General features: G+C 66.8%; 9 protein-coding genes. 6 read left to right on the top strand and 3 right to left on the bottom strand.

What is annotated here, in order from left to right:
• Nucleotides 1-56: 56 nt before the first annotated feature.
• From glgC to L0976_RS04985, 6 genes are all read left to right on the top strand, one after another.
• On the top strand, nt 57-1,319 hold the full coding sequence (glgC, locus tag L0976_RS05010; protein WP_203316094.1) for a glucose-1-phosphate adenylyltransferase: 1,263 nt from the start codon (nt 57-59) through the stop codon (nt 1,317-1,319).
• 7 nt (nt 1,320-1,326) lie between these two features.
• The gene (gene glgA, locus L0976_RS05005; protein ID WP_234186385.1) at nt 1,327-2,766 is read left to right on the top strand and encodes a glycogen synthase GlgA; all 1,440 of its coding nucleotides are present in this window, start codon (nt 1,327-1,329) and stop codon (nt 2,764-2,766) included.
• Between the two features lie 4 nt (nt 2,767-2,770).
• Nucleotides 2,771-4,402 carry an alpha-D-glucose phosphate-specific phosphoglucomutase gene (locus L0976_RS05000; protein WP_234186384.1) on the top strand — a complete coding sequence of 544 codons (1,632 nt, stop codon included), beginning with the start codon at nt 2,771-2,773 and terminating at the stop codon, nt 4,400-4,402.
• 1 nt (nt 4,403) lies between these two features.
• The gene (gene glgX, locus L0976_RS04995) at nt 4,404-6,377 is read left to right on the top strand and encodes a glycogen debranching protein GlgX (protein ID WP_234186383.1); all 1,974 of its coding nucleotides are present in this window, start codon (nt 4,404-4,406) and stop codon (nt 6,375-6,377) included.
• Nucleotides 6,378-6,486: 109 nt separating this feature from the next.
• Nucleotides 6,487-6,975 (top strand): MaoC family dehydratase, encoded by a 489-nt coding sequence (locus tag L0976_RS04990; protein WP_234186382.1) that lies wholly within the window; start codon nt 6,487-6,489, stop codon nt 6,973-6,975.
• Nucleotides 6,972-7,496, top strand: a complete 525-nt coding sequence (locus L0976_RS04985; RefSeq protein WP_234186381.1) for a GNAT family N-acetyltransferase — start codon at nt 6,972-6,974, stop codon at nt 7,494-7,496. The genes L0976_RS04990 and L0976_RS04985 overlap by 4 nt, the downstream gene beginning before the upstream one ends.
• Nucleotides 7,497-7,500: 4 nt before the next feature.
• Here L0976_RS04985 and L0976_RS04980 read toward each other — a convergent pair whose 3' ends face one another.
• From L0976_RS04980 to L0976_RS04970, 3 genes are read right to left on the bottom strand one after another with little or no spacing between them, the layout of a single operon-like run.
• Nucleotides 7,501-8,049, bottom strand: coding sequence for a sarcosine oxidase subunit gamma (locus L0976_RS04980; RefSeq protein ID WP_234186380.1), 549 nt, complete (start codon nt 8,047-8,049; stop codon nt 7,501-7,503).
• Entirely contained in the window at nt 8,042-11,035 is a 2,994-nt protein-coding gene (locus L0976_RS04975; protein ID WP_234186379.1) for a sarcosine oxidase subunit alpha, read from the bottom strand. Before L0976_RS04975 ends, L0976_RS04980 begins: the two co-directional genes overlap by 8 nt.
• Nucleotides 11,032-11,376: a sarcosine oxidase subunit delta gene (locus L0976_RS04970; RefSeq protein WP_234186378.1), complete on the bottom strand. Its 345-nt coding sequence runs from the start codon at nt 11,374-11,376 to the stop codon at nt 11,032-11,034. Before L0976_RS04970 ends, L0976_RS04975 begins: the two co-directional genes overlap by 4 nt.
• Nucleotides 11,377-11,383 lie beyond the last annotated feature (7 nt).

The following is an 11,383-nucleotide window of genomic DNA, read 5'->3' as shown; positions in this document are numbered from 1 at the left end:
GTTCCGGCGCAAAACGCTACCTTTGCCGGAACTGCTCTCGTCGGGAGGAGACACCTATGGAGCAGAAGCGCAATCAACCCCTCGCCCGTGACGCGATGGCCTATGTTCTGGCGGGGGGACGCGGCAGCCGCCTCAAGGAACTGACCGACCGGCGCGCAAAGCCCGCCGTCTATTTCGGCGGCAAGGCGCGCATCATCGACTTTGCGCTTTCCAACGCCCTGAACTCCGGTATCCGCCGCATCGGCGTTGCCACCCAGTACAAGGCCCATTCGCTGATCCGCCATATGCAGCGCGGCTGGAACTTCTTCCGCCCGGAGCGCAACGAGAGCTTCGACATCCTGCCGGCCAGCCAGCGCGTCTCCGAGACCCAGTGGTACGAAGGCACCGCCGACGCCGTCTACCAGAACATCGACATCATCGAGGACTACGGCGTCGAATACATGGTCATCCTCGCCGGCGACCACATCTACAAGATGGACTACGAGCTGATGCTCCAGCAGCATGTGGATTCGGGCGCCCAGGTCACCATCGGCTGCCTGGAAGTGCCGCGCATGGAGGCGACCGGCTTCGGCGTCATGCATGTCGACGAGAAGGACGAGATCATCGCCTTCGTGGAAAAGCCGGCCGACCCGCCGGGCATTCCCGGCAACCCGGACATGGCGCTCGCCTCCATGGGCATCTACGTCTTCCACACGAAGTTCCTGATGGACCTGCTGCGCCGCGACGCCGCCGACCCGACGTCGAGCCGCGACTTCGGCAAGGACATCATCCCCTATATCGTCGAGCACGGCAAAGCCGTCGCCCACCGCTTCGCCGCCTCCTGCGTGCGCTCCGATTTCGAGCGCGAGGCCTACTGGCGCGACGTCGGCACCATCGACGCCTACTGGCAGGCCAATATCGACCTGACGCATATCACCCCGGAGCTCGACATCTATGACGGTTCCTGGCCGATCTGGACCTTCGCGGAGATCAAGCCGCCGGCCAAGTTCGTGCATGACGACGAGAACCGCCGCGGCTCGGCGACCTCCTCGCTGATTTCGGGGGACTGCATCATCTCCGGCGCCTCGCTGAACCGCAGCCTCCTGTTCACCGGCGTCCGCGCCAATTCCTATTCCCGCCTCGAAGGCGCCGTCGTGTTGCCGAACGTCATGATCGGCCGCCATGCGCAGTTGAAGAATGTCGTCATCGACAGCCGCGTCGTCATCCCCGAAGGCCTCGTCGTCGGCGAGGACCCGGAGCTCGACGCCCGCCGCTTCCGCCGGTCGGAGAACGGCATCTGCCTCATCACCCAGAACATGATCGACAAGCTGGAGCTCTAGCCCGGAAATGAAAATCCTTTCGGTGGCATCCGAAGTATTCCCGCTCATCAAGACGGGAGGCCTCGCCGACGTCGCCGGCGCATTGCCGATCGCGCTCGCCGGGCATGGAATCCACATGCGCACGCTGGTGCCCGGCTATCCCGCGGTCATGCAGCGCCTGGCGAAGACAGAGCCGGTCGCCACCTTCGAGGACCTGCTCGGGGAGCCGGCCCGCATCCTCGCCGCCAAGCACGAGGGCCTCGACATCCTCGTGCTCGACGCGCCGGGCTTCTTCGACCGTCAGGGCGGGCCCTATACGGATGCCACCGGCAAGGATTTCGTCGACAACTGGCAGCGCTTCGCCGCACTGTCGCTCGCGGGCACCGAAATCGCCCGCGGCCTCCTGCCCGGCTGGCAACCCGACATCGTGCACGCCCACGACTGGCAGGCGGCCATGACGGCCGTCTACATGCGCTACACCGGCCTCCGGCACATTCCCAGCATCGTCACGGTGCACAACCTCGCCTTCCAGGGCCAGTTCGGGCCGGAGATCTTCGCCGATCTGCGCCTGCCGGCGGAAGCCTTCACCGTGGACGGGCTCGAATATTACGGCGACGTCGGCTTCCTCAAAGGCGGCCTTCGCACGGCCTGGTCGATCACCACCGTCAGCCCCACCTATGCGCACGAGATCATGACGCCGGAATACGGCATGGGGCTCGAAGGCCTCATCAACGACCGCGCGGCCGACCTGGTAGGCATCGTGAACGGCATCGACACCGCCGTCTGGGACCCGCAGACGGATGCGCACATCGCCCGTCCCTTCGCGGCCGGCTCGCTGAAGAAGCGCGCGGCCAACCGCCAGGCCCTCATCGAGCGCTTCAACCTCGTCGAGGACGACGGGCCGATCTTCTGCATCGTCAGCCGCCTTACCTGGCAGAAGGGCATCGACATCATCGCCGAGGTCGCCGACTGGATCGTGCAGCACGGCGGCAAGCTCGCGGTGCTCGGCTCCGGCGACCAGGGGCTGGAAGGCGCGTTGCTGGCCGCCGCCTCGCGCCACCGCGGCCATGTCGGCATCGTCATCGGCTACAACGAGCCGCTGTCCCATCTCATGCAGGCCGGCGCCGACGCGATCCTCATCCCGTCGCGCTTCGAGCCCTGCGGCCTCACCCAGCTCTATGGCCTGCGCTATGGCTGCATCCCCGTCGTCGCGCGCACCGGCGGCCTTGCCGATACGGTGATCGACGCCAACGAGGCCGCCCTTTCCGCCCGCGTCGCCACGGGCTTCCAGTTCACGCCGATCAACGCCGAGGGCCTGCGCCAGGCGTTGCGCCGGGTCTTCAGGGCATGGCATGAACCGAAAATCTGGGCCCGCATCCAGAACCAGGGCATGAAGTCGGACGTTTCGTGGGAAAACAGCGCCGCGCGCTACGCCGACCTCTATTCCAGCCTCCTTTCGCGAGTATGAGCCTATGACCATCAAGACCGTGACGACCACGCCCTACACCGACCAGAAGCCCGGCACGTCGGGCCTGCGCAAGAAGGTCCCCGTCTTCCAGCAGAAGAACTATGCGGAGAATTTCATCCAGTCGATCTTCGATTCGCTGGAGGGTTTTGCGGGCGAGACGCTGGTGATCGGCGGCGACGGCCGCTTCTACAACCGCGAGGTCATCCAGCTTGCCATCAAGATGGCCGCGGCCAACGGCTTCGGCCGCGTCCTCGTCGGCCGCGGCGGCATCCTCTCGACGCCTGCCGCCTCCAACGTCATCCGCAAGAACAAGGCCTTCGGCGGCATCGTGCTGTCGGCCAGCCACAATCCGGGCGGCCCGACCGAGGACTTCGGCATCAAGTACAATATCGGCAATGGCGGCCCGGCGCCGGAGAAGATCACCGACGCCATCTTCGCCCGCACCAGGGCCATCGATAGCTACAGGATCGCCGACGTCCCGGACGTCAACCTCGATCTTGAAGGCACCCACGAGATCGAGGGCATGACCGTCACGGTCATCGACCCCGTCGCCGACTATGCCGAGCTGATGGAAAGCCTCTTCGACTTCGAGGCGATCCGCGCGCTGCTTGCCGGCGGCTTCCGCATCGTCTTCGACGCGATGAGCGCCGTCACCGGCCCCTATGCCAAGGAAATCCTTGAAAACCGCCTCGGCGCCGTCAAGGGTTCCGTCCTCAACTTCATGCCGCTGCCCGATTTCGGCGGCCATCACCCCGACCCGAACCTCGTCCACGCCCGCGCGCTCTACGAGACGATGATGGCCGACGACGCGCCGGACTTCGGCGCCGCCTCCGACGGTGACGGCGACCGCAATCTCATCATTGGCAAGGGCATCTTCGTCACGCCCTCCGACAGCCTCGCGCTGCTCGCCGCCAACGCCCATCTCGCCCCCGGCTATGCCGCGGGCCTTGCCGGCATCGCCCGCTCCATGCCGACATCGGGCGCGGCCGACCGCGTAGCGGAAAAGCTCGGCATCGGCCTCTACGAGACGCCGACCGGCTGGAAATTCTTCGGTAACCTGCTCGACGCCGGCCTTGCGACGATCTGCGGCGAGGAAAGCGCCGGCACCGGCTCCAGCCATGTGCGCGAGAAGGACGGCCTCTGGGCGGTCCTCCTCTGGCTCAACATCCTCGCCGTGCGCAAGGAAAGCGTCATCGACATCGTCCGCCAACACTGGGCGACCTACGGGCGCAACTACTATTCCCGCCACGACTACGAGGAGGTCGACAGCGATGCCGCGAACGGCCTGGTGGAGAACCTGCGCGGAGAGCTCGCCACCCTTCCCGGCAGGAGCTTCGGCGCGCTCAGGGTCGAGACGGCGGACGATTTCGCCTATCACGACCCGGTCGACCAGTCCGTCAGCCGGAACCAGGGCATCCGCATCCTCTTCGAGGGCGGCTCGCGCGTGGTCTTCCGCCTCTCGGGCACCGGCACGTCCGGCGCCACGCTGCGCGTCTATATCGAGCGCTTCGAGCCCGACGCCGCCCGCCACGACGTCGACACGCAGGAGGCCCTTGCCGACCTCATCGCCGTGGCCGACGAGATCGCCGGCATCAAGACCCGCACCGGCCGCGACCAACCCAGCGTGATCACGTAACATGGCCTTAACCGCCCCCTCCTTCGCACCGGGCGCCACGCTCTCCGGGGACGGGGTGGAGTTTGCCGTCTATTCGCGCGACGCCGCCCGCGTCGATCTCTGCCTGTTCGACAACGAGGGCGACAGGGAGTTGGCCCGCCTTGCCATGGGCCGCGACGAGAACGGCTTCCACCGCGTCTTCGTCGAAGGCGCGGCGGCCGGCACGCGCTACGGCTTCCGCGCCGACGGCGTCTATTCGCCGGACCACGGCCTCTGGTTCGATCCGGCGAAGCTGCTCGTCGATCCCTATGCCAAGGAGCTGGACCGCCGCTTCGCCCATGACGGCCGGCTGGCCCGCTTCGGCGTGGACACGGCCGACATCGTGCCCAAGGCGATCGTCACGCGCGACCGGCCCGTCGCGGTGAAGCCGCCGATCTTCCGCCCCGGCGGCTTCGTCTACGAAATCGCCGTGCGTGCCTTCACCATGCTGCATCCCGATGTGCCGGAGGCAATGCGCGGCACCGTCGGCGCCCTCGCCCATCCCGCCGTGCTTGCGCATCTCAAGCGCCTTGGCGTCGATGCGGTGGAGCTGATGCCGATCACCGCCTGGATCGACGAGCGCCACCTGCCGCCGCTCGGCCTGTCCAATAGCTGGGGCTATAACCCCGTCGCCCTGATGGCGCTCGACCCGCGCCTCGTGCCCGGCGGCATGAAGGAGCTCGCCGACACCGTCGCGGCGCTGCGCGCCGAAGGCGTCGGGGTCATCCTCGACCTCGTCTTCAACCATTCCGGCGAGAGCGACCGCCACGGCGCGACGCTCTCCATGCGCGGCCTCGACAACCTCACCTACTACCGCCATGTGCCCGACCGGCCGGGCGAGCTGATCAACGACACCGGCTGCGGCAACACGATCGCCGGGGAACACCCCGTCGTGCGCCAGCTCGTGCTCGACAGCCTTTGCCATTTCGTGCGCCATGCCGGCGTCGACGGCTTCCGCTTCGACCTCGCCACCATTCTCGGCCGGCAGGCGGACGGCTTTTCCGCCAGCGCCGCCCTCCTTTCCGACATCTGCGCCGATCCGCTCCTGAAGGACCGCGTGCTGATCGCCGAACCCTGGGACATCGGCCCGGGCGGCTACCAGCTCGGCAATTTCCCCGCCCCCTTCCTCGAATGGAACGACCGCTTCCGCGACGACACGCGCATGTTCTGGCGCGGCGACAGCTACCGGCTCGGCGCCTTCGTCACCGCCCTTGCCGGCTCCTCCGACATCTTCGCGCGCCATGGCGGAACCCGCACGCGCACGGTGAACTTCCTCGCCGCCCATGACGGCTTTACCCTGATGGACCTCGTCTCGCACAGGGTGAAGCACAACGAGGCGAACGGCGAGGACAACCGCGACGGCCACGACGAGAACCATTCCTGGAACAACGGTGCGGAGGGCGAGACGACCGACGGCGCAGTGCTCTCCGCCCGCCGCGCGGACGCAAAGGCCCTGCTTTCCAGCCTCTTCCTCTCGCGCGGCACCATCATGCTGACGGCCGGCGACGAGGGCGGGCGCAGCCAGCAGGGCAACAACAACGCCTATTGCCAGGACAACGCCATCACCTGGCTGCACTGGGACAGGCTGGACGAGGGGCTTGCCGAGCACACCGCCATGCTCTCGGCGATCCGCAGGCGTTTCCCGGCCCTCGGCGAAACCACGTTCCTCAGCGGCGCGGGCGACGTCGAATGGCTGACGCTTGCCGGCAATCCTATGACAGTCGCGAACTGGGAAGCCCCCTTCGCCGGCACCCTGCTCATGCTTCTGGAAACGCCCGACCTGCAGCAGCGGCGCACGGTCCGCCTCGCTATCGCCATCAATCGCACCCATGACCATGAGGCGCTCGCCCTGCCGCCGCCGCACGGGCGCGAATGGGTGAGCCTCCTCACCGCCAACCACCCGCCCGCCGGCATGCTGCAGGCGCGAGCCGTGGAGATTTTTGTCGAAAAGTATTGAAGTCGATTACCGGGCAGGGCGTTCCTCTGGAGCAAATCCAGCAAAAGTGCGAAGGAATTCCGAGTCCGGAACTGCTTGAAAAGAAACGCCAGCCGGGCGGGAAAGCCAGATGCCAGCGAATATCCATTTGAAAGACATTCCAGCCCTCGTCGGAACGGTACTCGGCGTCTCGCGATGGTTCGTCGTCGATCAGACGATGATCGATCGCTTCGCCGATGCGACCGAAGACCACCAGTTCATCCACACCGATCCCGCGCGCGCGGCGGCCGAAACGCCCTTTGGCGGCACCATCGCCCACGGCTTTCTCACCCTCTCTCTGCTGTCGGCCATGAACTTCGACTGCGTGCCGCGCATCATCGAGCAGACGATGGGCATCAACTACGGTTTCGAGAAGGTTCGCTTCATGGCGCCGGTGAAGAGCGGCACGCGGGTGCGCGGCCGCTTCAACCTGGCCGAAGCCCGCTTCCGCGGCGCCGGCATGGTGACGATCCGCTACGACGTGACCGTGGAAATCGAGGCGGAGCGCAAGCCGGCGCTGACCGCCGACTGGATCACCATCATCCAGTTCGACCCGAAGGACCGGCCGGAGAACGTGTGAGGATCCGCCCCGCCACGCCGGAAGACCTGCCGGTGCTTGCGGCCTGCGACTTCTCCTTCCTCGTGACCCGCGAAGCCGTGCCGCCTTTCGAGGGCGACTGGCTGACGCACACCCGGCCGGTCGAGCCCTACCCGAAAGCCTACGGCTTCGACCCGCAGGAGATGGAGGAACATATCGCGGACGACGACAAGGCGCTCTTCGTTGCCGTCGGCGACGAGATACCGGTCGGCTATGTCGCTCTCTCCGCCGGCTGGAACAACCTCGCCTTTGTCGACGACATCGCCTTCGACGCACAATGGCGCGGCACCGGCGCCGCACAGCGGCTGATGCATCAGGCGCTCGACTGGGCAGGACAGAAAGCCCTTCCGGGCATCCGGCTTGAAACCCAGACGAACAATGTCGCCGCCTGCCGCTTCTATCTGCGCCAGGGCTTCGTGCTCGGCGGCCACGACCGGCACCTGTACGAAGGGCTGTCCCCCGGCACGCGGGAAACAGCCCTGTTCTTCTACCGTTTTCTCTGAGAGATCAGAGCACGGCGTCTTCCGCGCCTTCCGCGAGAATGCCGAAGGCATAGGGCGCGAAAGAGCGCCAGCATTCGACGCGGTAATCCTCTTCACCCGAACGCAACAGCACGATCTCGATCTTGCCCAGCACCGTGCGCGCCGCCGCGCCGACGGGGAAGACGGCATTGCCGAGATCGAGCGGGCAGGCGCTGGCAATCGCCCCGGCCGCATCCGGCCCGGAAACGAGGACCGCCGTGTTGCGATGGGAGACGTCCGTCGCCGAATGCAGCACGCCGGCACTGGCGGCAGCCGCCATCAGGTCCGCGCCGGTCTCGTCGATCAGCAGCCATTCGTCCGGGCCGAGCCAGAGCGCATGGCGGCCGTTCGCCGAGGCCGAGGTCTTCGGGCGCGTCGGCAGCGTCAGGCCGAAGGCCGACGAGAGAGCGCCGAGCGCATCGGCGCCGGCGCGCAGCGACAGGCGCGTTGCGGGAGCGGCGGGCGTGACGCGCGCGCCGGCGGAGCCGCCGTGGCTACGGCCAAGCGGCGCCTTGCGAAGAACTTGATCAGCCATTGAGGCGTCCTCCATCCTTGTCGATAAACACCATGTCGCTGACCTCGACCGCGATGGTGCGGTCGGGCATTGGCACGTAGAGCGTCTGGCCCATGCGGGCCTGGCCGCCGGCGACGAGCGCCATGGCGATCGACCGGCCGCAGTTTTCCGACCAGTAGGACGACGTGACATGGCCGAGCATGGTCATCGGCTTCGGCTGGTTCGGATCGGCGACGATCTGCGCACCCTCCTCCAGCACCACGTTCGGATCCTTCGTCAGGAGGCCGACAAGCTGCTTGCGGCCCTCCTTGACGAGGTCCGGCCGCTTGAGGCCGCGGATGCCGACGAAGTCCGTCTTCTTCTTCGAGACGGCCCAGCTCAGGCTCGCATCGTGCGGCGTGACCGTGCCGTCCGTGTCCTGGCCGACGATGATGTAGCCCTTCTCGGCGCGAAGGACGTGCATCGTCTCCGTGCCGTAGGCGCAGGCGCCGAGCGGTTCGGCCCGCGCCCAGATGGCTTCCCAGACGGCCTGGCCGTAATCGGCGGGGACGTTGACTTCGTAGCCCGCCTCACCCGTGAAGGACATGCGGAAGAGCCGGGTCGGCACGCCGCAGATCTTGCCCTCGCGCACGCTCATATGCGGGAAGGCTTCGTTCGAGATGTCGATGCCCTCGACCAGCGGTTCGAGGATCTCGCGCGCCTTCGGGCCCTGCACCGCGATGACCGCCCACTGTTCGGTGGTCGAGGTCAGCCAGACCTTGAGATGCGGGAACTCCGTCTGGAGATAGTCCTCCATGTGGTGCATGACGCGCGGCGCGCCGCCCGTCGTGGTGGTGACGTGGAAGCGATCCTCCGCCAGGCGCCCGACGACGCCGTCGTCATAGACGAAGCCGTCCTCGCGCAGCATGATGCCGTAGCGGCAGCGGCCCGGCTTCAGCGTATCCCAGGCGTTGGTGTACATGAGGTTCATGAACGCGCCCGCATCCGGGCCGACGACCTCGATCTTGCCGAGCGTCGAGGCATCGAACAGGCCGGCAACGTTACGCACCGTGCGGCACTCGCGGTTGACCGCATCGTGCATGGTCTCGCCGGAGCGCGGATAGTACCAGGCGCGCTTCCAGTTTCCGACGTCCTCGAAGACCGCGCCATGCGCCACTTCCCAGTCGTGCATCGGCGTCTTGCGCGTCGGGTCGAAGAGATCGCCGCGCGAATGGCTGATCAGCGCGCCGAAGGTGACGGGCGTGTAGGGCGCGCGGAAGGTCGTAAGGCCGATCTTCGGGATCTCGCGGTTCAAGACTTCCGAGGCGATGGCAAGGCCGTGGATGTTGGACAGCTTGCCCTGGTCCGTCGCCATGCCGTTGGTGGTGAAGCGCTTGATGTGCTCGATCGAGTGCATGCCCTCGCGCACGGCGAGGCGGATGTCCTTGGCGCAGACATCGTTCTGGAAGTCGACGAAGGCCTTGACGGTCGTGTCGACGCCGGCGCCCTCGCCGCTGCCTGCCATGCCGCCGGTCCAGTCGAAGGCATTCTCGCCGGAAAGCTCGACCTTGCCGCCGCCCTCGTTGCCGGTGGCGCGCGCCATCAGCTCGCCCGCCGCAAGCGATTCTTCGATCGTCGCCTGCAGGCCGTCCGTGCCGTTGCACGAGCCGACCGAAAGGCAATCCTGCGCATAGGTGCCCGGCAGGAAGCGGCCGGTGGCCGCGTCATAGGCCACCTTGCCGCGCGACTGCGAGAAGAGGTGGACGGAAGGCGTCCAGCCGGCCGACATCAGCAGCGCATCGACCGGGATGGACCGCACCGAGCCGCCGCCGTTGCGGGCGACCGACATGGAGGAGATGCGAAGCTTGCCCTTGGTGTCGACCACCGAATGGCCTGCCAGCACCTCGATGCCGAGCCTGCGGGCTTCAGTCAGCACCGCCTCGCCGGGCTTTTCCCTGACATCGACGATGGCGGCGACGGTGACGCCGGCACGCTTCAGGTCGAAGGCGGCTTCATAGGCCGAATCGTTCGCCGTGTAGACGCCGACCTTGCGACCGACCGCGACGCCGAAATGGTTGAGATAGGTGCGCGCCGCCGAAGCGAGCATGATGCCCGGCCGGTCGTTGTTGGCGAACACCATGTGGCGCTCGATGGAGCCGGTGGCGAGGATGACGCGCTTGGTGCGCACCTGCCACAGCCGCTCGCGCGGCAGCTTCCTGTCGGGGCGGGCGAGATGGTCCGTCACGCGCTCGACGAGGCCGACGAAATTGTGGTTGTAGTAGCCGAAGGCCGTCGTGCGGGTGAGGACGGTGACGTTCTCCATCGCCTTGAGCTTGGCGGCCGTCGCCTGCGCCCAGTCGTAGCCGTTCTGGCCGTCGATCTTCACCGACGTGTCGTAATGCAGCGCACCGCCCACTTCCGGCTGTTCGTCGACGAGGATGACGCGTGCACCGGCCTCCGCGGCGGCAAGCGCGGCGGAAAGACCGGCCACGCCGGCGCCCGCGACCAGCACGTCGCAATGGGCATAGCGGTTGGCGTAGTGGTCCGGATCCTCCTCCGTCGGCGCGACGCCAAGGCCCGCGGCTTTGCGGATGAAGGGCTCGTAGACCTTTTCCCAGGCGACCTTCGGCCACATGAAGGTCTTGTAGTAGAAGCCGGCCGCGAAGAAGGGCGACATCAGGTTGTTGACGCCGCCGATATCGAAGGCGAGCGACGGCCAGCGGTTCTGCGATTCCACCTTCATGCCGTCGAAGACTTCCTGCACCGGCGCGCGCACGTTCGGCTGGCGGCGCGCGGCATCGCGCGAGACGTCGACCAGCGCGTTCGGCTCTTCCGCGCCGGCGGACAGGATGCCGCGCGGGCGGTGGTACTTGAAGGAACGACCGACGAGATGCACGCCGTTGGCGAGCAGCGCGGAGGCGACGGTATCGCCTTCCAGCGCGTCGAACGTCTTTCCGTCGAAGGTGAAACGCGCCGTTCTGGCGGGCGTCAGGCGGCCCTGGCCGGCAATGCGATTAGCACCGCTCATTTCGCGGTTCCTTCCGTGGCTTCATAGGTTTCGACGGTCTTTTCGGTGGCGGGCGTGACGCCCGGAATATCGGGCTTCGGCTCGCCGGCCTTGTAGCTCATGTAGAACCTGTCGCTGACCGTATCGCGCGCCGCATTGAAGAAGCGGCCGCAGCCATGGATATGGCGCCAGCGCTCGAAGATCAGGCCCTTCGGGTTGTCGCGCAGGAAGAAATAATCCTCGAACGCCTCGTCGGTGATGTCGGCGATGCCGGTCGGCCGGGCGATGTGCGCATCGCCACCGTGGCGGAATTCGAGCTCCGAGCGCTCTTCCTCGCAGTAGGGGCAGTAGATCAGCAGCATTTTATCC

The sequence above is a fragment of the Shinella sp. NM-101 genome (assembly GCF_021401195.1).
In the GTDB taxonomy this organism is placed as follows: domain Bacteria; phylum Pseudomonadota; class Alphaproteobacteria; order Rhizobiales; family Rhizobiaceae; genus Shinella.
Note: the sequence above shows the minus strand (reverse complement) of the source record. Positions and strands in the feature narration are given on the sequence as shown.